Below are 22,345 nucleotides of genomic sequence, written 5' to 3'. Positions count from 1 at the left end.
TTACGCACATCGTAGGACATGGGATGTCCCATGTTCTATCTCTTCCCAGGAGGCATCCGTGAGCTCTGAGTTCAGTCGCCGCGACTTCCTGCGTTACAGCGGGGCCACCGGTGCGGCGGCGTTCATCGCGGCCACGCTCTCCGCCTGTTCAGGAGGCCCGGCCTCGACCGGCTCGGTCGGCGCCGGATCCAACAAGGACCTCATCACCGCGGTCATCGGGTACGGCAACGACCAGAGCTGGGACCCGACGCAGACCGCCTCGGCGTTCGCCATGGCCGGCATCACCCACGTCTACGAGGGCCTGCTCGACACCGACCCGATCACCCGCGAGCCGTACGCCGCGCTCGCCACCGCGCTGCCCGCCGACCTGAACGCCACCACCTGGAAGTTCACGCTCCGGGACGGCGCCAAGTGGCACGACGGGCAGCCCGTCACGGCCGACGACGTGGTCTTCACCTTCGAGCGGATCCTGGGCCCGGACAACGTCCTGACCGGCAACTTCTTCAAGCCCTGGCTGAAGGAGGTGAAGAAGGTGGACGACCGCAGCGTGGAGCTGGTCTTCAAGTTCCCGTTCCCGGACGCGGCGCCCCGGCTGACCATCGCCAAGATCATGCCGAAGCACGTCTTCAGCCAGGCCGGCGCCTGGGATCAGGCCAAGGGCGGCAAGGCTGTCGGCTCGGGGCCGTACAAGCTGACCGCGCACAACCCCAAGTCCAACACCACCTTCGAGGCGTTCGACGGCTACAACGGGCCGCGGCCCGCCACGGTCAAGAAGATGAACTGGCTGACGATCGTGGACGCCGCCGCCCGCGTGGCCAAGATCTCCGGCGGCTCCGCCGAGGCGCAGATCGCCGACAACATCCCGTACGCGAACGTGGACCAGCTCAAGCAGCAGGGGCTCACGGTCGAGGGCGGCAAGGGCATGAACCACATGTTCCTGATGTTCAACACCGCCACGAAGCCGTTCGACGACGTACGGGTGCGCCAGGCCCTGCACTACGCCATCGACAAGCAGAAGATGATCGACGTGGCGCTCAAGGGCCACGGCACCGCCTCCAGCTCCTTCCTCAACGAGGGCCACCCCGACCACAAGCGGGCCTCGGTCGTCTACGACTACGACCCGGAGAAGGCGAAGGCGCTGCTCAAGGAGGCCGGCGTGAGCGGCCTGACGATCAACCTCATGGCCGTGAACGTGAGCTGGATCGCCGACTGCCTGCCCACCATCGCCTCCTCCTGGGAGGCCGTCGGCATCAAGACGACGCTGGAGCCGCAGGACACGGCCGCGCTGTTCACGAAGATGGACCAGTTCCAGGACTACCAGGTGGTGGCGGCGGCCTCGAACCCCAACCAGTTCGGCATGGACGCCGACCTGATCCTGCACTACAACTACGTGCCCGGCGGCCTGTGGATGAAGTACAGCCACTGGGACGGCACCAAGGACACCGAGAAGTTGTTCGCCATGATGGACGAGGCGGTCAAGGAGACGGACAAGGCCAAACGCACGGAGCTGATCCACCAATATCTGGACTTCGTGGCGGAGCAGGCCGTCCTCTACCCGGTCGTGCACAACGAGCTGATGACGGCGTGGGACCCGAAGAAGCTGTCCGGCGTGCGCGCCCAGCCGTACCCCGGCATCAACCTGCTGCAGGCCAAGAGGACATGACGCTCGTCGCCCGGATGCTGCTGCGGCGGCTCCTCATCCTGATCCCGCTGGTCCTCGGCGTGGTCGCGTTCGTGTTCGTCGTGATGCGCTTCTCCGGCGTCAAGCCGGAGTACGCCTACTTCCAGGGCGCGAACCCGACCGCCGAGCAGATCCGCCAGTTCCAGATCGACAACGGCCTGCTGGACCCGCTGCCCGTCCGGTACGTGCGCTTCGTCGCCGACCTGGCGCGCGGCGACATGGGCACCAGCGTGCTGACCAAGAAGCCGGTCATCGAGTCGGTCACGACGGCGCTGCCGCTGACGTTGCAGCTCACCTTCCTCGGCCTGGCCGTGGCGGTGGTGCTGGCGCTGGTGTTCGGCGTGACGGCGGCGCTGTTCCGCGACCGCTGGCCGGACCAGGTGATCCGCGTGGTGTCGCTGGTCGGGGTGGCGGCGCCCGCGTTCTGGCTGGCGCTGCTGATGATCCAGTGGCTGGCCGTCGGCGAGGGCCTGTTCCCGACCGGCGGCTACATCAACCCGGCCGACTCGGTCACGGGCTGGCTGCAGTCGATGACGCTGCCCGCCCTGTCGCTGTCGTTGCCGATCGCCGCCCAGCTCACCCGCATCATCCGCACGTCGATGGTGGAGGAGCTGGATCGCGACTACGTCCGCACGGCGATCGGCAGCGGCCTGCCGATGATCGTGGTCGTCGGCCGGAACGTGCTGCGCAACGCCCTGATCAACCCGCTGACCGTGCTCGGCCTGCGCATCGGCTACCTGATCGGCGGCACGGTCGTGATCGAGACGATCTACGGGCTGCCCGGCATGGGCCAGCTCATGATCAACGCGGTGCGCGACGGCGACCCGGCCGTCGTGCAGGGCGTGGTGCTGACCATCGCGATCGGCTTCATGGTCGTCAACCTGGTCGTCGACATCCTCTACCTGCTGGTCAACCCCCGGCTCAGGAGTGCCACATGAGACGCGGACTGACGGAGCGCCTGTCCAGGCCCGGTGTCGGCTTCCGCCGGCTGAAACCGCTGTCGTGGGTCTCGGTCGGCATCATCGTGGTCGTCGTGCTGGCGGCGGTGCTGGCGCCGTGGATCGCGCCGCACTCGCCGTACTTCCAGGAAGCCGCAGGCGGGGGTCCGTCCGCTGAGCACTGGATGGGGCTCGACAGCGCCAACCGCGACATCCTGTCCAGGCTCCTGTACGGGGCCCGCTGGTCGCTCATCATCGGCCTCGGCGCGACCGGCCTGGCCCTGGTGGCCGGGGCGATCATCGGCGCGATCGCGGCGACCTCGCGCAGGGCCGTGGACGAGACCCTGATGCGGGTGCTCGACGTCATCATGGCCTTCCCCGGCATCGCGCTGGCCGCGGTGCTCGTGGCGGTGTTCGGCGGCAGCATCCCCGTGCTGGTCATGGCCATGGCGTTCCTCTACATGCCGTCCGTGGCCAGGGTCGTGCGGGCCAACGTGGTCGCCCAGTACGGCGAGGACTACGTGGCGGCCGAGCGCATCATCGGCGCCCGCACGCCGCACATCGTCCTCAAGCACGTCGCGATCAACTGCGCCGCCCCGGTGCTGGTGTTCTGCACGGTGATGGTGGCCGACGCGATCGTGTTCGAGGCGTCGCTGTCGTTCATCGGCGCCGGCGTGCGCCCGCCGAACCCGTCGTGGGGCAGCGTCATCGCCGACGGCAAGAACCTGGTGCTGCTCGGCGGCTGGTGGGCCACGGTCTTCCCCGGCCTGCTCATCCTGCTCACCGTGCTGGCGCTCAACGTCCTGTCCGAGGGCATCTCGGACGCCTGGGCCGCCCCCGCGGCACGCAAGGCGCAGGTGCGCAAGGACGACGACGCCTTCGAGCAGGCCCGGCCCGGCTCGGGCGAGGTCGTCGAGCTGCCGGGGCTGGCGGAGGCCGCCAGGAGGCTGGCCGAGCGGGCCCGCCCGCTGCCGCAGGGCCCGCCGATCCTCGCGGTCGAGCGGCTGCGGATCGGGTTCACCGAGGGCCTGGACATCGTGGACGGCATCGGGTTCGAGGTGCGGCCCGGCGAGGTGCTGGGCCTGGTCGGCGAGTCCGGCTGCGGCAAGTCGCTGACCGCGCTGACCATCATGGGCCTGCAGCCCCGCGACGCCCGCGTCAGCGGCCACGTCCGCTTCGAGCAGCGGGAGCTGCTCGCCGAGTCCAGGCGCGCCCGCCGCCGCCTGCTCGGCCACGAGATGGCGATGATCTACCAGGACGCCCTCTCCTCACTGAACCCGGCCATGACCATCAAGGCCCAGCTCAAGCAGCTCACCCGGCGCGGCGGCCGGCGCACCCCCGCCGAGCTGCTCGAACTCGTCGGCCTCGACGCCCGCCGCACCCTGTCGGCCTACCCGCACGAGCTGTCCGGCGGGCAGCGGCAGCGGGTGCTCATCGCCATGGCGCTCTCCCGCGACCCCAAGCTGATCGTCGCCGACGAGCCCACCACCGCGCTCGACGTGACCGTCCAGGCGCAGGTCATCGAGCTGCTGCTGAAGCTGCGCGAGGAGCTGGGGTTCGCGCTGATCCTCGTCTCCCACGACCTCGCGCTGGTGGCCGACGTGACCGACCGCGTGGTCGTCATGTACGGCGGCCAGATCGTCGAGACCGGCGTCACCGCCGACCTGGTCGGCCGGCCCGCCCACCACTACGCGCGCGGTCTGCTCGGCTCGGTGCTGTCGCTGGAGTCGGGGGCCGAGCGGCTGACGCAGATCCCCGGCGTGGTGCCGGCCCCGGCCGACTTCCCGTCCGGCTGCCGCTTCGCCGACCGGTGCCCGATGGCCACCGACGTGTGCCGTACCGAGAAGCCGGTGCTGGAAGGCCCGGCCACCCACCAGGTGGCCTGCCACCACCCCGCCGAGTCGCTGGTGAGGAGCGAGCAGCATGCTTGAGCTGAAGGACGTGCACGTCGTGCACAAGGCCCGCTCGGGCGGCCTGCTCGGGCGCGACCGCGTCTACGCGCTGACCGCCGCGAACCTCACCGTGAGCCCCGGCGAGACCGTCGGCGTGGTGGGGGAGTCGGGCTGCGGCAAGTCCACGCTGGCCAAGGTGCTGGTGGGGCTGCAACGGCCCACGGCGGGCACCGTGACCTTCCGCGGCCGCGACCTGTGGGGGATGAAGGAGCGGGAGCGGCGAGAGGCGATCGGGACCGGCGTCGGCATGATCTTCCAGGACCCGTCCACCGCGCTCAACCGGCGGCTGCCGGTCCGCCAGGTGCTGCGCGACCCGCTCGACGTGCACGGCCGCGGCACCCCCGCCCAGCGCGACGCCCGCGTCCGCGAGCTGCTGGACCTGGTCGGGCTGCCCGCCGGCGCCGCCGACGCGCTGCCCGGCCAGCTCTCGGGAGGGCAGCGGCAGCGGGTGGCCGTGGCCAGGGCGCTGGCGCTGGAGCCCGACCTCGTCGTGGCCGACGAGCCGACCAGCGCACTCGACGTGTCGGTGCGGGCGCAGATACTCAACCTGCTGCTGGATCTCAAGGAGCGGCTGGGGCTGGCGCTGGTGTTCGTCTCGCACGACATCCAGACGGTCCGCAGGATGAGCGACCGCGTGGTCACCATGTACCTGGGCAGGATCGTGGAGCAGACGCCGGCGGCATCGGTGCCGCTCGGCGCGCGGCACCCGTACACCAGGGCACTGTTCTCGGCCACGCCCGGGCTGATCTCGCCGATCAACCCGATCCCGCTGGTCGGCGCCGTGCCGTCGGCCACCAGGCCGCCCAGCGGCTGCCCGTTCCGCACTCGCTGCTGGCGCGCCGACGACGTCTGCGCCGCCGAGATGCCCGCGGCGACCGTCGAGGGCGGCCACCTGTTCCACTGCCATCACCCGGTGGCGGCGGGTGCGACCGACATTGAGCTGATTCAGGAGCGCGTATGAGATTGTCCGGAGTGATCCCCCCGGTGTGCACCCCCATGACCCCGGAGTACGAGGTGGACACGGCCTCGCTCGTCCGGCTGGTCGACCACCTGGTGGACGGCGGCGTGGACGCGTTGTTCGTGCTGGGCTCGTCGTCCGAGGTGGCGTACCTGACCGACGCGCAGCGGCGCACCGTGCTGGACACCGTGGTCGGGCACGTGGGCGGCCAGGTGCCGGTGCTGGCCGGGGTGATCGACATGACCACGCCGCGCGTGCTCGACCACGCGCGCGTCGCGGCCGAGGCCGGGGCGTCCGGGCTGGTGGCGACGGCGCCGTTCTACACGCGCACGCACCCCGAGGAGATCCGCACCCACTTCAGGACCATCGCGCGGCGGGCCGGGCTGCCCCTCTACGCCTACGACCTGCCCGTCTCCGTGCACACCAAGCTGAGCACCGGGCTGGTGCTGGAGCTGGCCGCCGAGGGCACGCTGGCCGGGCTGAAGGACTCCAGCGGCGACGACGGCGGCCTGCGTGCCGTCGTCATGGGCCGGGACGCCCTGAGCGGGGAGGCGCCGTTCAGCGTGCTCACCGGCTCCGAGGTGACCGTGGACTCCGCCCTGTGGATGGGCGCCGACGGCGTGGTGCCCGGGCTGGGCAACGTGGACCCCCAGGGGTACGTCGAGCTGTACCGCTGCGCCTCCCAGGGCGACTGGGAGGCGGCCAGGGCCGAGCAGGAGCGGCTGGTCAGGCTGTTCGAGATCGTGCACGTCGGCGGGAGCCGCATGGGCGGCAGCTCGTCGGGGCTCGGCGCGTTCAAGGCCGCGCTGTATCTGCGCGGCGTCATCGACTGCCCCGTCACCGCGCTGCCGCAGATCCCGCTGAGCGAGGACGAGGTCGGCCGGATCGGCAAGCTGCTCGCCGCCGCCGGCCTGCTGTGATCTTCTGATCAGGCGGGGCTGGCGAGCTGGGCCACGTCCTGGGCGCCGTCCTCGATGAGCTTCGAGGCCAGGTCCGACAGCGCCCGGCCGGCGGCCAGCTCGTCCCCGATGCCGGGCACCGGCCGGTCGTCCGGGTTGCGCCGGGCGTGCGCCACGCTCTCGTGCCGCTTGCCGTCAGGGGTGAACAGCACCGCCGTGGCCGTGGTCACGGCGTCGTCGTCATCCTCGCTGATCCAGATCTGCACGTTCCACTGCTTGTACTCCATGGCGACCACCTCCCTTACGTCCAGCCTCTCTCTCCGAGAGGCGGACGTAAAGAACGGCGGTCACTGCTCGGCGTGCACGGCCCGCTCGTTGGGCACGCAGTGGGTCATCTTCAGCCCCTCGACGTCGCGGGGGCCGTTCCTGCCCAGCTTGGCCAGCCGGTCGCGGTCCTCCTCCGTCAGGTCCTGGCTCCGCAACGGCTCCAGCCCGGCCACGTCGTCGGGGGTGATGCCCAGCCCCTCGCCGACCCGCAGCCCCAGGTCGTCCTCCACGAGCAGGAAATGCCAGACCATGCGCTCCTGGATGGCCCGGTCGCACTGCTTGAGGTTGGCGACGAAGTTGCGCACCAGGTCGTCGCGCTCCCAGTCGTCCATGAGCAGGTAGCGCTGGCCCGCCTGCTTGTAGTCGTTCGTGCGCGGAATGCGCTTGCGCGTGAGCCGGCCGGTGATCGTCGGGCCGACCTCGTCCGGGTGCGCGTACTCCGCCTCGCGCAGCCCGCCGCGGATCGACGGCTCGTAGTTGACGTGCGGGTTCTCGCCGCCGGTGTCCACGAAGTACGCCATCTGGCCGTCGCGCTGGTTCGTCCGGCACGCCGCCTTGGTCTGGTTGACCGGCAACTGCAGGTAGTTCGGGCCGACCCGGTAGCGCTGCGTGTCGCTGTAGGAGAACGTGCGGCCGATGAGCATCTTGTCGTCGGAGAAGTCGAGGCCGTCCACGAGCACGCCGGTGCCGAACGCGGACTGCTCGTTCTCGGCGAACTGGTTCTCGACGTTGCGGTTCAGCACGATCCGGCCGACCGCCTGGGGCGGGAAGTCGTTCTCCGGCCAGACCTTCGTGTCGTCCAGCGGGTCGAAGTCCAGCTCAGGGTGCTCGTCATCGGTCATGATCTGCACCAGCAGCTCCCACTCGGGGTAGTCGCCGCGCTCGATCGCCTCGTACAGGTCCTTCGTGGCGTGGCCGAGGTCGTGTGCCTGGACGGCCGCGGCGTCCGCCTCCGTCATGCTGCGCACGCCCTGCTTCGGCATCCAGTGATATTTCACGAGATGCGTCTCACCCTGCGCGTTGACCCACTTGTAGGTGTTCACCCCGAACCCCTGCATGTGCCGGTAGTCGGCCGGGATGCCGCGCGGGCTGAACAGGTTGACGAGCATGTGCATGCTCTCCGGCGTCTGCGACATGAAGTCGAAGATCCGGTTGGGGTCCTGCCGGAACGTGACGGGATCCGGCTTGAGCGCGTGGATGACGTCGGGGAACTTGATGGCGTCCCTGATGAAGAACACGGCCAGGTTGTTGCCCACCAGGTCCCAGTTGCCGTCCTCGGTGTAGAACTTGATCGCGAAGCCGCGCGGGTCGCGGGCCGTCTCCGCCGAGTCGCGCCCGCCGATCACCGTGGAGAAGCGCAGCGCGATGTCCGTGCGCTTGCCGCGCTCCTGGAAGAGCTTGGCCCTGGTGTAGCGGCTGATCGGCTCGTCGCCGAACGTGCCGTACGCCTCGAAGTAGCCGTAGCTGAGCGCGCCGCGCGCGTGCACGACCCGCTCGGGGATGCGCTCCCTGTCGAAGTGGCTGATCTTCTCCAGGAACTGGTAGTTCTCCAGCGTGGCCGGGCCGCGCGGGCCGACCGTCCGCTGGTTCTGGTTGTCGTAGACCGGGTGTCCCTGCCTGTTGGTGAGCACTGGCCGCTCATCGTCAGGCCGAGATCCCATGCCCGAAACGTCTGTCATCGCACCGTTCCTTCCCCCGGACGAGATCTTCCCCGCCTGCCCCCAAGGCCGGAACGGAAACCGGCAAAGGTTGCTCCTGCGGGCAGGGGCCGGGCGCGAAGATCTGCGGTGCGACCTCCGGGCGTCAGTCCGGAGTGCCCTCCGGCGCGACCCTCGACAGCCAGGCCGCGGCCTCCTCGGCCGGCAGGATCCGCTCCAGGCGGATGCGGCCGTCCATCATCGGGTAGTGGCGGCCCGGGCTCCACGACCGCTCGTACGGCGGCGGGTCGAGAACCACGACCCGCACCCCGTCCAGGTGGGGGATGTCGGCGGGGACGCCCTCGTTCCAGATCCACTTGCCGTACGCGTCCACCAGGTTGAACTGGCCGTGCACCGGGTCGAGATCGTCCGGGTCCACCTCGCCGTCGGAGGCGGCCAGGACCCACTGCGGGTCCGGCTGCACGCCCTCGATCAGCCCGTGCTCGGACGGGCCGCTCACCACGTCGGCCAGCAGCGTGTGGAGCTGGAAGTTGTCGCCGATGCCGCCGATCACGACCTCGTAGCCGCGGCCGCTCTCCCGGTGCAGGACGATCAGGCGCTCGTCCTCCAGCACCTGGAGCAGGCCGGTCAGCCACTCCAGGTCCGCGCGGTCCGCCACCACCGCCGACAGCGCCTCGACCAGGCGCTCGCGGCCGGGCAGCGCGGCGCGCAGGCGCGGCGAGAGCTGGAGGATGGACAGGATCGGCATGTGCGCCAGGTAGACCGTCGCCCACGCGTCGGCCAGCGCGAACGCCTCCCCCTCCGGCAGGCCGGTCAGGCGGGCGGCCGCGCCCACGAACCACTCGGGGTCGTTGTCGTCGGGCTCGGGCGGCTCCTCGCCGGTCGCCGCCCGCCACGCCGCGGCGAACCTGGCCGACTGCTCCAGCAGGCCGGTGAGCTGCTTGACCAGCGGCTCGGCCAGGGGGACGGGGTCGGCGCCGCGCTCGGCCAGCGCGCCCGCCACGATGCCCAGGCGGGCGCCGATGCCGGGGGGCACCAGGTCGAAGACCTCGCCGAACCGGGCCGTCGCGGCCGAGAGCGTCGGCTCGTCGGCGCCCTCGCTGGCGGCGTAGAGCTGCGAGGCGTGGCCGAAGAGCCGGTCGGGGTCGCGGTCGCCGGCCGCCTGGAAGAGCGCGTCGAGATGGTGATCGAGCATTCCGGCAGGCTATGACATGTCGCGACTCGCCGCATGCCAAAGGCACGGACAGGCGAAGCCGCGGGCGGTCAGCGGTTGACGCCGTCGGTGGGGCTGTGGAGCAGGGCGAGGTCGGTGCGGCGGGGCAGGCTCTCCCAGTCGCCCTGGCTGGTCACCGCGAACGCCCCTGCCGCGCACGCGGTCGCGAGCCGCCGCTCGGGGTCGGCGCCCGCCAGCCAGTCGGCCAGCCACCCGGCCGCGAAGGCGTCACCGGCGCCCACCGAGTCGACCTCCGTCACCCGGTACGGCTCCGCCCGCCGCACCACGCCGCCCGACAGCTCCATGGCCCCCCGGGCGCCGAACTTGAGCAGCACGTGCCGCGGCCCCATCCCGGCCAGCGCCTTGGCCAGTTCCTCGGCCCCCTCGACGTCGGCGATCAGCCGCCCCTCGGCCTCGGTCGCGAACAGCACGTCCACGTCGCCGGCCACCTCCCGCAGCCACGCCCCGGCCTCCTCGGGCGTCCACAGCGCGCGCCGGTAGTTGACGTCGAGCGAGACCGTCACCCCGGCGGCGCGCGCCACGGTCATCGCGTGGCGCACGGCTTCGCGCGCCGACGCGGACAGCGCGGGCGTGATGGCGGAGACGTGCAGCACCCTGGCCGACCGGATCAGCTCGGGGTCGAGGTCGGCGGCGCTCAGCCGGGAGCCGGCGCTGTCCCTGCGGTAGTACCGCACGTCGATGAGGTCGGCCGTGCGCCTGCCCTTGATCATCAGGCCGGTGGGCGCGCCGGGGTCGAGGATCGCGTGCGTGCTGACGCCCTCGCCCATGAGCGTGGTGCGGATCAGGTCGCCGAACTCGTCGGCCCCCACTCGGCCGACCCAGGTGGCGGCGTGGCCGAGCCGGGCCACGCCGATCGCGACGTTGGACTCGGCGCCGCCCACGCCCAGGTCGAAGTCGCGGGCGAAGCGCAGCGGGCCGGTGCGGCGGGCGGCGAACAGGGCCATGGTCTCGCCGAAGGTCACCAGGTCGGTCGAGGGGTTGCGTTCCTGCACGTGGACCACCATACCGGCGCAGATCGCCCCGCCCACCGGCCTCAGCGCTTCGAGGCGCCGATCACCACTCGGGGGCGCCGATCACCGCTCGGAGGCGGCGATCACCGCTTGGAGGGGCCGTCGAGGACGGTGACGTCGTGCCGGTCACCCGGGGCCAGGAACTCCAGGAGCCGCCGCCCCTCCTCCTCCACCTCGTCCAGCACCTTGATCGGCTCCCACTGGTGCACGTTGAGGGTGGAGACGCCCTTGGCGCGGGTGACCGTCCACTCGCCGGCGGTGACCCCGTCCACCAGGATCACGCGCGGCACGATGTTCGTGCCCATGAAACTCTGCAGCACCGCCGCGCCGGTCTCGGTGATCGTCCTGGAGCGGTCGGCGTACGACAGGAAGAGGTTGTCGAAGTCGTACATGAGCCGCACCGGGGCGGGCACGTCGGGGCCGGGCCGGGGCGCGTCCGGCAGGTCGTACAGGGTGCGGCCGGCCTCGTCCCTGAGCCTGATCAGGTCCATCGGCTCGACCACCTCGGCCAGCCGGGTCAGCCCCGACCAGGTCTGCACGTCCTGCACCGACGCGGGCCCGAACGCGGCCAGGTAGCGCCGCACCAGCTCGGCCGGCGTCATCGGCGGCACGTCGTAGCCGATCCAGGACTCGGCGCTGGTGTGCGCGACCGGGCCGCTCCTGCCCCAGACGCCGCGCGGCGGCACCTGCACCAGCGGCACGAAGCAGCGCACGCCCTGGCCCAGCGCGTGCGGGTCGGCGTCCGGCCAGCGCTCGGCCAGCGCCCGTCCGAGCTCGGCGAACGTCATCGGCTTCGCCTCCAGCAGCGCCCGCCCGGCCGCCGCCAGCTCGTCGAGGTCGACGCCGGCCAGCCGCTTGCCGAACGTCGTGCGCGTCATGCGTTCGGTCACCGGCTGCAGCAGCGGCCGCATGGCCAGGCAGTCGCGGGCGGTGACCAGGTGGATGGTGGAGCGCTGCAGCGCGATGCGGACGAGCTCGCGCGAGAGCAGCAGGTCGGCCGCGTCGGCGGGACGGAACCCGGCGATGCGGCTCCACAGGCCGGTGTACCAGGTGTGCGGGGTCTGCGCCTGCAGCCCGCCCAGGTGCTCGACGACCTCGGCGACGGAGCGGTCGGTGCGGCGCAGCAGGTGCTGCCGCTCCAGCGTGGCCCGGTTGAGCGCCCTGCGGCTGATGAGGGGATCCATGACAGCAAAGGTAGGGGCTATTGCGGCCGGTCCCGGGCCGCAATAGCCCCAGCGACGCCGGCGGAACGCCGGCATGTGGCTCTGACGCCGCCTTGAGACGCCGTCTGAAGACGCCGCCTCGGGCGCTCTCCTACCGCCTGATGGTACGCGCGTTCGCGTAGTCCCTGAGGAATTCGTCCCACTCGGTGTGCTGGGCGATCTGGAGGTCCCCGTAGTAGCGCGAGATGGTGCGCTCCATCGGGAAGTACGCGCTCAGCCCGCCGCACTCCTCCACCTTCTCGCCCTGGTGGCCCTCGTTGATCACGAAGCCGCCCGGCCCGTGGATGGCCAGCAGCTTGTCCGCCACCGAGGCCAGCGTCGGGTCGGTGCGCGAGTCGGCCACCAGCGCCAGGCAGATCGTGCGCAGGTCCATGAGCGAGCGGTCGATGTGGAAGCGGGTCGCGACCGACTGCACGCTGTCCACGACGGACCGGTTGACCTGCACCTGCCGGCGCATGCCCGCGGCCAGCGTCTGGAACTCGCGCATGAACTCCTCGATGCGCGTCGCGTCCACCGCGCACTGGGTGACGGTCTGGTGCGTGCCGCGGTAGGACTTCACGTACTCCTCCACGGCGATCCGCCCGAGCTCGCGCGCGTCCATGCGCGGGTCGGCCGCCATGGCGGACAGGATCTCCGTGTACGGCCAGCCCTCGTTCGGCTCCAGCTCCTCCGAGCCCACCACGACGCCGACGTGCTCGCGCAGCTCGAAGCAGACCTCGAGGTTGCTCATGAGGCAGGCGTCCATGCCGAGCAGGTCGAGCGGCCGGCCGAGGTCCTGGTGGACGGCCCGCATGACGTTGCACAGCTCGATGGTGTCCAGCGAGTGCAGCGTCCCGTCGTCGCCGGCGATCGCCCGCTCCTGCCCGTTCGGCAGGCGCAGCACCTCGGTCAGCGACGTCGTGAACACCGCCTTGGTCATCTCCTGCGACTCCGTCAGCCTGGACAGCTCCGAGAAGGCCGGCTCGCCGTCCGCCATCGACGCGCGCGGCGCCCTGCGGACGTAGCCGCTCTCCACGTCGCGCCGCGCGGCACGGCCCCTGACCTGGGTGTAGATCTGGTCGAGGTCGTCGGGGGACCAGCCGCCGCCGTGGTTCCAGATCACCAGCGCGTACCGCTTGGCGGGCGCGCGGCGCACGGACCAGCGCACGAAGTCGAGCAGCGTCTGCGGGTGGCCGGAGTCGACCGGCGGGTGCAGCTCCTCGATCAGGTCGGGCGCGCCGCCGGCCCTGACCTCCATGTGCTGGGCGCGGCCGCCGGCGTCCTGCCGCTTGACGAAGCAGGTGACCCGGACGCCGTTGAACGACGGGACGGCGCGCAGCTCCTCCAGGTCGCGCCCGGCGGCGTCGGACAGGTTGTTGTTGCCGGCCATGTAGACCATGAAGCTCCACTCGGCCGGCTCGTCCTGGCGGGGCTCGCTCGCCAGGCTCGCCTGGGTCCGGCCGAGCGCCCGCCACGTGCCGGGGCCGGCCACGCCGTCGGCGGGCAGCCCCTCGCGCTGCTGGAGGCTCAGCACGGCCCCGTACGTGGCGCCGCCGAAGTACCCGTCGGCCCGTACCCGGTAGCCGCGGGCGCGCAGCAGCTCCTGGAGCCGCCTGACCTCTTCTCCTCTGCTGCCGAGCCGCAGCGTGGGCCCGGCCATCAGTCGGCGGCCCAGTGCAGGTCGAAGCACTTCCCGTCGGGCGTCAGGTCGCCGATCGGGATGACGTACATCGGCGCGTGCTCGCCGAACATCCGTGCCTTCCACAACACGATGGAGCCGCCGGACTGCACGGCCCTCGACTCGAAGACGGCGTAGCGGTCGCCGTCGGTCTCGACGAAGCAGAGCTGCCGGCCGGTCTCGTCGGTGACCTGGACACCCTTCCACCACATGGTGTGCGGCGCCGTCGTGATGCGGATCTCGGTGGTGCCGGGCTGGGCGGGCGTCTCGGTGAGGTGGAGGACGTCGCCGTCGCGCAGCCGGTGGGCGTTGACGAGGTCGTTCCTGGAGATCCGCATGAGCTGGATGGGGCCGCGACCGGGCATGGGCTCGTACCGGACGGGGGCGCGCTGGTCGCCGTGCACCATGGCCAGCAGCTCGGGCAGCTGCGAGACGATCGCGGGCAGCGTGGCCTGCACGATCGGGCCGAAGTAGCGCTGGTTGAGCTCGCGGTCGGTCACGCGTACGGGGTGCTCGGCGCGCATGCCGTGCATCGACTGGAGCAGGCCCGGCAGCACCTGCATCATGATCGGCGTGACCGTGCCGAGCAGTTGCGGCACGAACTGCAGGAAGCGGTCCTCCTCGTTCTGGTCGGTGTCGGCCTTGGCGGGGCCGAAGCTGAGCAGCTGCTCCACCAGCGGCGGGATGATGGCCTGCACGACCGGCATGAGGACGGCGGCCACGTCCATGAACGAGCGGTCGGCGGCGAGCTGGGCGAAGGTCCACCCGGGCTCGAAGGGCTGCTGGTGTTGCTGGTACTCCACGGGCCGGTGCTCCATGCGCGGCCTCATCGGCAGCAGGTGGGCCTGTTGCGGACGTGCTCCGAACTGGTCGGCTGCCTGGTGGGTCAGCTGGAGTCCCTGGAGGATCGTGGGGAAGAGCACGTTGAGAATGCGTGCTTCCACTCCCCGCTGCTCCTCGGCGATGTAGGACGGCATCATGTTCTCCCGGCGATTTGGGGCATTCGTCCACGTTGGACGGTATGAATGGGTTTTGCCGGGAGCATCAGGGAACGCCCTGGGGATTACCCCGGGGCGTTTCCCTAATGACCGAAAGAGCTGACTCGGGTAAAGGAGACTGGACGCCCGCCGGGCCAAGGCCCACGATGAACTTTGGCCTAGGGAACATCCGGCGAGGGGGTGAGTCCGATGGCAGCCCGCGCCCTCCGCAATGGACCCGAGCGCTCCCGGGACGAACAGTTCGTCGGCCGGTACCGCGAACTGGCGGTGCTCCACGCCCAGCTCGGGCGGGTCTGCGAAGGACGGTCGAGCCTCGTCGTGCTGGAGGGGCCGGCCGGGATCGGCAAGACGGCGCTGGCAGGGGAGTTCCTGTCCGCGATCGAGAACGCGGCCGTGCTGGAGGTCAGCGGCGACGACGGCGAGTCCGAGCTGCCCTACGGCGTGCTCGCCCAGCTCGTGACCCAGGCCCACCAGGTGCCCGAGGCGCTGGCCGGGCTCGCCGCCGGAGCCAGCCCCGACCCGCTGGTCGTCGGGGCCGCGCTGCTGCAGCTCCTGGCCCAGCTCCAGCACGCCGCGCCCGTCGTCGTCGCCATCGACGGGGCCGACTGGGCCGACCTGCCCTCGTTGCAGGCACTGACGTTCGCGCTGCGGCGGCTGCGTACCGACCGGGTGCTCGCCGTCGTGATCGTCAGGGAGAGCGACCACCCCCGCCTGCCCGACGGGCTGCGGCGGCTGCTGCGCAGCAGCGCCGCGCTCCGGCTCCCCCTGGACGGGCTCAGCGCCCGCGAGCTGCAGGCGCTCAGCGCCCGGCTCGGCCCCGTACGGCTCACCCCCCAGGCCGCCGAACGGCTGCACGAGCACACCAAGGGCGTCCCTCTGCACGCGCGGGCGCTGCTCCAGCAGGTGCGCGCCGAGACCCTGGCCGACGTGGACGCCCCGCTGCCCGCGCCGCGCGCCTACGCCACGTCCGTACGCGGGCGGCTGGGCGCCTGCGACAGCCCGGCGCAACGGTTGCTCACGGCCGCCGCCGTGCTCGGCACGTCCGCGCCCCTCCACCTCGTCGCCCGCATGGCCGAGCTGACCGAGCCGCTGCCCGCCCTGGAGCAGCTCACCGGAGCCAGGCTGCTCGTCGAGTGGCGTACCGGCGCCGGTGTGTCGGTCGGCTTCCCCAACCCGCTCGTCAGGGCCGCCGTCTACCACGACCTCGGGCCTGCCACGCGGCGGCGGCTGCACCTCCTGGCCGCCTCCCTCGTCGAGGACGTCGTGCACCGGCTGCACCACCGGCTCGCCGCCGCCGACCAGGTGGACGACGCGCTCGTCCGCGAGGTCGCCCTCGTGGGGCGGCGGCAGGCGGCGGCCGGGCACTGGGCCGGCGCGTGCGGCTGCCTGACCAGGGCCGTCCAGCTCACCCGCACCGGGCCGGAACGCGACCGGCTGATCGCCGAGGCGGTGGAAGCCCTCCTGGCCGCCGGCCGCCCCGCCGACGCCGCCGCCCTGGGCGCCCAGGTCTCGCCTGGGGGCGATCCCGGGGTGCACGGCTACGTCCAGGGGTCGGTGGCGCTGGTGGCGGGACGAGTGGAGGAGGCCGTCCGGCGCCTCCACGAGGCCTGGACCCACGCCTCCGGCGACCCGAGCCCTGCCGAGGCGCGGGCGGACGGTGACGTGCGGCTCGCCGCCGCGATCGGCGCCCGTCTCGCGCTGGCCGGCCTGCTGCGGGGCAGCGGCCCGGACGCCGCGCGCTGGGCCGCTCACGCGCTGTCCCTGCCCCATGGACAGGAGGACGGCCGGGAGAGTGGGCGGGAAGGCAGGCAGGAGGACGGCCAGGAAAGCGGCCAGGAGAGCGGACGGGGGAGCAGGCAGGACGGCGGCCAGGAGAGCGGACGGGGGAGCAGGCAGGACGGCGGGCAGGAGAGCGAACGGGGGAGCGGGCAGGAGGGCGGCGGGGAGTTCGGGCGGTTTGCCCGGTTGGTGGGGCTGGGGCTGGCGGGGGAGGTCGAGGCGGGGCTGGCGGAGTGCGCCGAGCTGCCCGTGCCGGCGCAGGCCGCCCCCGGTGAGCTGGACGCCCTGCTCGGGCGCGGCACCCTGCGCCTGTGGGCCGACGACCTGGCGGGCGCGCAGGCGGACCTGCTCGGGCTGCTCGCCGTGAGCGCCGGCCGGTCGGCGCCGTTCCAGCTGCTGGTGGCGACGACGCTGGCCCAGGCCGAGTACCGGCTGGGCCGGTGGGACGACGCGGCCGGGCACGCCGAGCTGGGCGCCTCGACGGCCGACGACTTCGGCCAGGCGTGGCTGGCGAGCCACGCCCACGCCGTGGCCGCTCTCGTCCCGGCGGCGCGCGGCGAGTGGGATCGGGCCGCCACGCACGTACGGGCGGCCCGCGCCGCCTGCTCGCCCGGCAACGTCGCCGCCCAGGTGAGCACGGCCGCCGCCGAGGCCCTGGTGGCGACGGCGCGCGGCGACCACGACGGGGTCATCGCCGCGCTCACCCCGCTCACCAGGACGAACCTGCCGGACGAGCCGGTCGTCGTGCTCTGGCGCACGCTCCTCGCCGACGCCCTGGTCAACGCGGGCCGGCCGGAGGAGGCCGAGGAGGTCCTCGTCCCGTGCGAGCTGCTGGCCCTGGACAGGGAGCGGCGCAGCGTGCTGGCCGCCGCCGCCCGCGCCAGGGCCGGGCTGCACGCGGCCAGGCACGAGCCGGGCGAGGCGGAGACCTGCTACCAGGTGGCGCTGGAGCACACGGCCAAGACCGAGACGCCGTTCGAGGAGGCCAGGATCCAGCTCGCGTACGGAACGTTCCTGCGCCGCAGGGGCCGCCGCTCGGCCGCCGCGGAGCAGCTCGAAGCGGCCCAGCTCACGCTGTCGCGGCTGGGGGCGCTGCCGTACCTGGAGCAGTGCGACCTGGAGCTGGCGGCGAGCGGGCGGGCGGTGCTGCGTCCGCAGGACACCGCGCGGCTCGGGCTGACGCCGCAGGAGCACACGGTGGCGGTGCTGATCAGCAGGGGCCTGACGAACCGGCAGGCGGCCCGCAAGCTGGTGCTGAGCGTCAAGACCGTGGAGTACCACCTGAGCCACATCTACACGAAGCTCGGCATCACCTCCCGCACGGCGCTGATCGGCAAGCTCAGCGATCTCGGCGAGTGAGACGGCGTGCGGCGACGGCGCGAGCACGGCTGAGGAGGCGGGTCGTAAGGCGACAGCCCGGCCGAGGAGGCGGCCCGGGCGGGGCCGGCACATAGCCGATCGTTATGATCGCGTTTGACCTACGCCGATGTCCGGGGGAGCCTGATGACCGTTTCGCGGCCGAAGACCCTGCTCGCGATGGCACCGCACATCGCCGACCGGCTCATCACCGGGCCGGTGCGCGAGCGCCTGGTCGCGATCGCCGACGTGGACCCCGGGCTGGTGGCCGCCGACTTCGCCGACCCGGCCGTGGCCGGGGCGCTGGCTGAGGCGGAGGTGCTGTACACGAGCTGGTGGTGCCCGCCCATCACTGCCGAGGTGCTGGCCGCAGCGCCGCGCCTGCGGGCCGTCGTGCACGCGGCCGGCTCGGTCAAGCACCACATCACCGAGGCGTGCTGGGAACGCGGCCTGCTCGTCTCGTCCGCGGCGGTGGCCAACGCCGAGCCGGTCGCCGAGTACACGCTGGCCGCCATCCTGTTCGCCGGCAAGCGGGTCGTGGACATCGCCCGGCTCTACCGGGAGCACCCCGGCACCCGGCTCGACCTCGACGCGATGTTCCCCGGGTTCGGCAACTACCGGCGCACCGTGGGCATCATCGGCGCGTCCAAGATCGGGCGGCGGGTGATCGAGCTGCTGCGGCCGTTCGAGCTGGAGGTGCTGGTCGCGGACCCGTACCTGACCGACGACCTCGGCGTGCAGAAGGTCGAGCTGGACGAGCTGTTCGAGCGCAGCGACATCGTCAGCGTGCACGCGCCCGCGCTGCCCGAGACCCGCCACCTCGTCAGCGCCGCCCGCCTGGCCCTGATGCGCGACGGCGCCACCCTGATCAACACCGCCCGCGGCGCGCTCGTCGACCAGGACGCGCTCATCGCCGAGCTGGCCTCCGGCCGCCTGTACGCCGTCCTCGACGTCACCGAGCCCGACGTGCTGCCGGCCGGCTCGCCCCTGTACGACCTGCCGAACGTGCTGCTCACCCCGCACATCGCCGGGTCGCTGGGCGGCGAGCTGGCCCGCCTCGCCGACCTGGCCGTGGACGAGCTGGCCAGGTACGCCCAGGGCCTGCCGTTCGCGCACGGCGTCGCCGCGGAGGAGCTGGCCACGCTCGCCTGAGCGGGCGCCGTCGGTCAATCCATGTGAAACGCCGGGGCCCCGGCCAGTAGGATCACGCCCATGGTGGCCACCGGATCCGGGACTAAGAGTGGTAAGGCGTTCTACGTCACCACTCCCATTTACTACGTCAACGACGCGCCGCACTTGGGCCATGCCTACACGACGGTCGCCGGCGACGTTCTCACCCGGTGGCACCGGCAGCGCGGCGAGCGGGTCTGGTTCCTCACCGGCACCGACGAGCACGGCCAGAAGGTCCTGCGCACCGCCGAGTCCAAGGGCGTCAGCCCGCAGGAGTGGTGCGACAAGCTCGTGGAGGAGGCGTGGAAGCCCCTCTGGCAGCACCTGGAGATCGCCAACGACGACTTCATCCGCACCACCGAGAAGCGGCACACCGACCGGGTGCGCGAGTTCGTCCAGGACCTGTACGACAAGGGCGAGATCTACAAGGGCGGATACGAGGGCCCCTACTGCGTGGGCTGCGAGGAGTACAAACTCCCCGGCGAGCTGCTCGAAGGCACGGGCGAGAACGCGGGCAAGCAGCTGTGCCCGATCCACAAGCGGCCGGTGGAGATCCTCAAGGAGGAGAACTACTTCTTCCGGCTGAGCGAGTACGCCGACAAGCTGCTCGCCCACTACGAGGCCAACCCCGGCTTCATCCAGCCCGAGTCGGCCCGCAACGAGGTGCTGAGCTTCGTCCGCCAGGGGCTGCAGGACCTGTCGATCTCCCGCTCCACCTTCGACTGGGGCGTGCCCGTCCCGTGGGACGACGAGCACGTGATCTACGTGTGGGTGGACGCGCTGCTCAACTACGCGACGGCGGTCGGCTACAACCAGAACCAGGAGACGTTCGACGCCAGCTTCCCGGCCGACGTGCACCTGATCGGCAAGGACATCCTGCGCTTCCACGCGGTCATCTGGCCGGCGCTGCTGATGGCCAACGGGCTGCCGCTGCCGGGCCGCATCGTCGCCAACGGCTGGCTGCTGGTCGGCGGCGAGAAGATGTCGAAGTCGAACCTGACCGGCATCAGCCCGCGCCAGATCACCTCCCACTTCGGGGTCGACGCCTTCCGCTGGTACCTGCTGCGGGCCATCGCCTACGGCCAGGACGGCTCGTTCTCCTGGGAGGACCTCGCCGCCCGCTACACCTCCGAGCTGGCCAACGACTACGGCAACCTCGCCTCACGGGTGGCCGCCATGGTCGGCAAGTACTTCGACGGCGTGCTGCCGGAGGCGAGCGCCGACGGCGACGCCGAGCAGGCCGTCCACGAGGGCCTGGCCAAGGCGGTCGCGGAGGCCGACAGGAAGATCGGCGACGACGTCGAGTTCCAGGCCGGTCTGCAGGCCATCTTCGACTTCGTCAAGCAGGTCAACGGCTACATCTCCGAGCAGGAGCCGTGGAAGGTGGCCAAGGACGACTCCCCGGAAGCGCGGGCCCGCCTGGCGACCATCCTCTACACCGCCGCCGAGTCCCTGCGGGCGGTCGCCGTGCTGCTGCACCCGTTCATGCCCGCCAGCTCCCAGAAGCTCTGGGAGTCGCTCGGCGCCGAGCCCGCCCTCGGCCCCCTGGCCGACCAGCGGGTCCAGGAAGCCGGCGAGTGGGGCAGGCTGCCGGCCGGCTCGACCGTCACCAAGGGCGCCGCCCTGTTCCCGCGCCTGGAGGAGCAGCCGGGCGCGTAACCCACCTGGCCGGGCGGGCGCGCGCGTAGCGCGCCCGGGCGGGCCGGCCCTACGCTCTCCGCATGGACAAGAGGGTGATCGACGGCCGCTTCGAGCTCGTGGAGCGGCTCGGTGGCGGCGGCATGGGCCTGGTCTGGCGCGCCTGGGACGTCGCCCTGCACCGCGAGGTCGCGCTCAAGGAGGTACGCCCGCCCGACCCCTCCATCGAGGAGCACGACCCCACCCTCGCCCGCGAGCTGCGCTCCAGGGTGCTGCGCGAGGCCCGCGCCCTCGCCCGGCTCAACCACCCCCACGTGGCCACCATCCACCACATCGTGGACCCGGGCGAGCAGGGCTACCCCTGGATCGTCATGGAGCTGGTCACCGGCGGCTCACTCCAGGACCACCTCCAGCGCGGGCCGTTACCGGTCAGGGAGGCGGCCCGGCTCGGCCGCGAGGTCCTGTCCGGGCTGCGGGCCGCCCACGCCGTCGGCATCCAGCACCGCGACGTCAAACCCGCCAACGTGCTGCTGCGCGAGGACGGCCGCTCCGTGCTGACCGACTTCGGCATCGCCGCGATGCGCGAGTCCACCAGCCTCACGGCCACCGGGTCGTTCATCGGCTCGCCCGAGTACATGGCGCCCGAGCGCATCAACGGCGTCGAAGGCGACCCCGCCTCCGACCTGTGGTCGCTGGGCATGATGTTGTACGTCGCGGTGGAGGGGCGGCACCCGCTGCGCCGCAACACCACCCTGGCCACGCTGGCCGCCGTGCTCAACCAGGACGTGCCGCCCGCTGAGCGCGCCGGGCCGCTCGGGCCCGTGCTGGGCGCCCTGCTCGTCCGCGACCCGGCCCACCGCCCCGACCCGGAGACCCTGGACCGGATGCTGGCCGCAGCCGAATCCGGCCACACCCCTCCGCCGCCCCCGGGGATGTCTCCGGCCGCCGGCCCCGGGATGCCGGCCGCCGGTCCTGGGATGCAGCCTTCCGGTCCTGGGATGCCGGTGGGGGCCGGGGCGTTCGGCGGGGGCCCGCGATGCCGCAGCACGGGCCCGGTGGCCCGCACTTCCCGGGCGCGCACACCGTTCCGCCCGGTTCGGGGCAGACCGTCCCGCCCGGGTACGCCAAGGCGCCCCAGCAGCAGCCCCCGTGGGGCGCCGGGCCGATCCCGGGCGCCGACACCGCGAACACGCGCCCCAGCACCCGCGCCGGGCGCGGAGCGGCGGTGGCGGTGTCCGTGTCGGTGGCGGCGGTCGCGGCGGTGGCCGTGCTGGTGTGGCAGTTCCTCCCCACGATCATCGACGCGAGCGGCGGCGACCCCCGGATCACCAGCCTCAACCTCGGGAACGATCCCACCACCGCCACCTCGGAGCCCGCCGACGAGCCCGCCGACCAGCCCGGCGACGACGCCACCGGCGAGCCCGCCGCGAAGAACCTGCTCACCCCCGCCGGCATGCGCGACATGATCGCCAAGCTGAAGCCGGTCATCGGCGGCACCAAGGTCGTCAAGATGACGGTCCACCCGACCCACGCCTCCGTGGACGTCCCCCGCAAGGACGACCCCGAGGTCTACGACAGCTACGACTACCGCGACGGAACCGTCACCGGCCCCAGGTCGGGCAGCACGTTCGACACCCCCCTCATCGACCTGGCCACGTTCAACTGGGACGCCCTCCCCTCCCTGCTCAAGAAGGCGAAGAGCGACCTCGGCGCCCGCGCCCCCATCTCCCACCACATGATCGTGGAGCCCGACTACTCGTTCGCCTCGATGAAGCAGGTCCTGCTCGTCTACGCCTCCGACACCTACAGCCGCGGCGGCTACCTCGTGGTCAGCCCGCAGGGCAAGGTGCTCAAGGTCGTCAGCTAG

17 protein-coding genes are annotated in these 22,345 nt (G+C 72.1%); 10 read left to right on the top strand and 7 right to left on the bottom strand.

Features of this window, described 5'->3' with window-relative positions; all coding sequences use genetic code 11:
* The first annotated feature begins 58 nt into the window (after positions 1-58).
* Genes KIS93_RS23440 through KIS93_RS23420 form a run of 5 tightly spaced genes read left to right on the top strand, consistent with a single transcriptional unit; the run spans position 59 to position 6,449 of the window.
* The gene (locus tag KIS93_RS23440) at positions 59-1,663 is read left to right on the top strand and encodes an ABC transporter substrate-binding protein (RefSeq protein WP_080045635.1); all 1,605 of its coding nucleotides are present in this window, start codon (positions 59-61) and stop codon (positions 1,661-1,663) included.
* A complete protein-coding gene (locus tag KIS93_RS23435) occupies positions 1,660-2,619 on the top strand; it encodes an ABC transporter permease (RefSeq protein WP_080045636.1) in 960 nt (319 codons plus the stop codon). Before KIS93_RS23440 ends, KIS93_RS23435 begins: the two co-directional genes overlap by 4 nt.
* Positions 2,616-4,550 carry a dipeptide/oligopeptide/nickel ABC transporter permease/ATP-binding protein gene (locus tag KIS93_RS23430; protein WP_080045637.1) on the top strand — a complete coding sequence of 645 codons (1,935 nt, stop codon included), beginning with the start codon at positions 2,616-2,618 and terminating at the stop codon, positions 4,548-4,550. The genes KIS93_RS23435 and KIS93_RS23430 overlap by 4 nt, the downstream gene beginning before the upstream one ends.
* Positions 4,543-5,532, top strand: coding sequence for an oligopeptide/dipeptide ABC transporter ATP-binding protein (locus tag KIS93_RS23425; protein WP_080045638.1), 990 nt, complete (start codon positions 4,543-4,545; stop codon positions 5,530-5,532). The genes KIS93_RS23430 and KIS93_RS23425 overlap by 8 nt, the downstream gene beginning before the upstream one ends.
* Positions 5,529-6,449 carry a dihydrodipicolinate synthase family protein gene (locus tag KIS93_RS23420; RefSeq protein WP_080045639.1) on the top strand — a complete coding sequence of 307 codons (921 nt, stop codon included), beginning with the start codon at positions 5,529-5,531 and terminating at the stop codon, positions 6,447-6,449. Before KIS93_RS23425 ends, KIS93_RS23420 begins: the two co-directional genes overlap by 4 nt.
* Positions 6,450-6,457: 8 nt before the next feature.
* On the opposite strand, the gene KIS93_RS23415 is transcribed toward KIS93_RS23420, so the two are convergent.
* The 7 genes from KIS93_RS23415 to KIS93_RS23385 all read right to left on the bottom strand — a co-directional run bounded on the left by KIS93_RS23415 (position 6,458) and on the right by KIS93_RS23385 (position 14,517).
* Positions 6,458-6,715, bottom strand: a complete 258-nt coding sequence (locus tag KIS93_RS23415; RefSeq protein WP_080045640.1) for a DUF1876 domain-containing protein — start codon at positions 6,713-6,715, stop codon at positions 6,458-6,460.
* Positions 6,716-6,775: 60 nt separating this feature from the next.
* Positions 6,776-8,434 carry a catalase gene (locus KIS93_RS23410; RefSeq protein WP_080045641.1) on the bottom strand — a complete coding sequence of 553 codons (1,659 nt, stop codon included), beginning with the start codon at positions 8,432-8,434 and terminating at the stop codon, positions 6,776-6,778.
* A 124-nt stretch (positions 8,435-8,558) separates the two neighbouring features.
* Positions 8,559-9,608 (bottom strand): hypothetical protein, encoded by a 1,050-nt coding sequence (locus KIS93_RS23405; protein WP_080045642.1) that lies wholly within the window; start codon positions 9,606-9,608, stop codon positions 8,559-8,561.
* 68 nt (positions 9,609-9,676) lie between these two features.
* Positions 9,677-10,639, bottom strand: coding sequence for a sugar kinase (locus KIS93_RS23400; protein ID WP_230465837.1), 963 nt, complete (start codon positions 10,637-10,639; stop codon positions 9,677-9,679).
* Between the two features lie 101 nt (positions 10,640-10,740).
* Positions 10,741-11,841 carry a winged helix DNA-binding domain-containing protein gene (locus KIS93_RS23395; RefSeq protein WP_080045644.1) on the bottom strand — a complete coding sequence of 367 codons (1,101 nt, stop codon included), beginning with the start codon at positions 11,839-11,841 and terminating at the stop codon, positions 10,741-10,743.
* Between the two features lie 130 nt (positions 11,842-11,971).
* Positions 11,972-13,519 (bottom strand): clostripain-related cysteine peptidase, encoded by a 1,548-nt coding sequence (locus tag KIS93_RS23390; RefSeq protein WP_080045645.1) that lies wholly within the window; start codon positions 13,517-13,519, stop codon positions 11,972-11,974.
* Positions 13,519-14,517: a hypothetical protein gene (locus KIS93_RS23385; protein ID WP_080045646.1), complete on the bottom strand. Its 999-nt coding sequence runs from the start codon at positions 14,515-14,517 to the stop codon at positions 13,519-13,521. Before KIS93_RS23385 ends, KIS93_RS23390 begins: the two co-directional genes overlap by 1 nt.
* 207 nt (positions 14,518-14,724) lie before the next feature.
* On the opposite strand from KIS93_RS23385, the gene KIS93_RS23380 reads away from it, so the two are divergent.
* The 5 genes from KIS93_RS23380 (at position 14,725) to KIS93_RS63555 (ending at position 22,345) form a co-directional block, all read left to right on the top strand.
* Complete coding sequence (locus KIS93_RS23380; RefSeq protein ID WP_080045647.1) at positions 14,725-17,673, top strand: helix-turn-helix transcriptional regulator; 2,949 nt, start codon at positions 14,725-14,727, stop codon at positions 17,671-17,673.
* Between the two features lie 144 nt (positions 17,674-17,817).
* The gene (locus tag KIS93_RS23375) at positions 17,818-18,822 is read left to right on the top strand and encodes a hydroxyacid dehydrogenase (protein WP_080045648.1); all 1,005 of its coding nucleotides are present in this window, start codon (positions 17,818-17,820) and stop codon (positions 18,820-18,822) included.
* A gap of 60 nt (positions 18,823-18,882) precedes the next feature.
* On the top strand, positions 18,883-20,499 hold the full coding sequence (gene metG, locus KIS93_RS23370) for a methionine--tRNA ligase (RefSeq protein WP_080045649.1): 1,617 nt from the start codon (positions 18,883-18,885) through the stop codon (positions 20,497-20,499).
* A gap of 62 nt (positions 20,500-20,561) precedes the next feature.
* Positions 20,562-21,944 carry a serine/threonine-protein kinase gene (locus tag KIS93_RS65555; RefSeq protein ID WP_246005350.1) on the top strand — a complete coding sequence of 461 codons (1,383 nt, stop codon included), beginning with the start codon at positions 20,562-20,564 and terminating at the stop codon, positions 21,942-21,944.
* Entirely contained in the window at positions 21,932-22,345 is a 414-nt protein-coding gene (locus KIS93_RS63555) for a hypothetical protein (protein ID WP_222107602.1), read from the top strand. The genes KIS93_RS65555 and KIS93_RS63555 overlap by 13 nt, the downstream gene beginning before the upstream one ends.

The organism is [Actinomadura] parvosata subsp. kistnae (genome assembly GCF_900323885.1).
Taxonomy (GTDB): domain Bacteria; phylum Actinomycetota; class Actinomycetes; order Streptosporangiales; family Streptosporangiaceae; genus Nonomuraea; species Nonomuraea composti.
This window is presented reverse-complemented; position numbering and strand designations above follow the sequence as displayed.

Bases quoted from the DNA above. Each gene is read 5' to 3' on its own strand.
- KIS93_RS23425 (WP_080045638.1), top strand. From the start codon at position 4,543: ATGCTTGAGCTGAAGGACGTGCACGTCGTGCACAAGGCCCGCTCGGGC.
- KIS93_RS23405 (WP_080045642.1), bottom strand. From the start codon at position 9,608: ATGCTCGATCACCATCTCGACGCGCTCTTCCAGGCGGCCGGCGACCGC.
- KIS93_RS23385 (WP_080045646.1), bottom strand. From the start codon at position 14,517: ATGATGCCGTCCTACATCGCCGAGGAGCAGCGGGGAGTGGAAGCACGC.
- KIS93_RS63555 (WP_222107602.1), top strand. From the start codon at position 21,932: ATGCGCGACATGATCGCCAAGCTGAAGCCGGTCATCGGCGGCACCAAG.
- KIS93_RS65555 (WP_246005350.1), top strand. From the start codon at position 20,562: ATGGACAAGAGGGTGATCGACGGCCGCTTCGAGCTCGTGGAGCGGCTC.
- KIS93_RS23375 (WP_080045648.1), top strand. From the start codon at position 17,818: ATGACCGTTTCGCGGCCGAAGACCCTGCTCGCGATGGCACCGCACATC.
- KIS93_RS23420 (WP_080045639.1), top strand. From the start codon at position 5,529: ATGAGATTGTCCGGAGTGATCCCCCCGGTGTGCACCCCCATGACCCCG.
- KIS93_RS23430 (WP_080045637.1), top strand. From the start codon at position 2,616: ATGAGACGCGGACTGACGGAGCGCCTGTCCAGGCCCGGTGTCGGCTTC.
- KIS93_RS23380 (WP_080045647.1), top strand. From the start codon at position 14,725: ATGGCAGCCCGCGCCCTCCGCAATGGACCCGAGCGCTCCCGGGACGAA.
- KIS93_RS23395 (WP_080045644.1), bottom strand. From the start codon at position 11,841: ATGGATCCCCTCATCAGCCGCAGGGCGCTCAACCGGGCCACGCTGGAG.
- KIS93_RS23415 (WP_080045640.1), bottom strand. From the start codon at position 6,715: ATGGAGTACAAGCAGTGGAACGTGCAGATCTGGATCAGCGAGGATGAC.
- KIS93_RS23435 (WP_080045636.1), top strand. From the start codon at position 1,660: ATGACGCTCGTCGCCCGGATGCTGCTGCGGCGGCTCCTCATCCTGATC.
- KIS93_RS23410 (WP_080045641.1), bottom strand. From the start codon at position 8,434: ATGACAGACGTTTCGGGCATGGGATCTCGGCCTGACGATGAGCGGCCA.
- KIS93_RS23390 (WP_080045645.1), bottom strand. From the start codon at position 13,519: ATGGCCGGGCCCACGCTGCGGCTCGGCAGCAGAGGAGAAGAGGTCAGG.
- metG (WP_080045649.1), top strand. From the start codon at position 18,883: ATGGTGGCCACCGGATCCGGGACTAAGAGTGGTAAGGCGTTCTACGTC.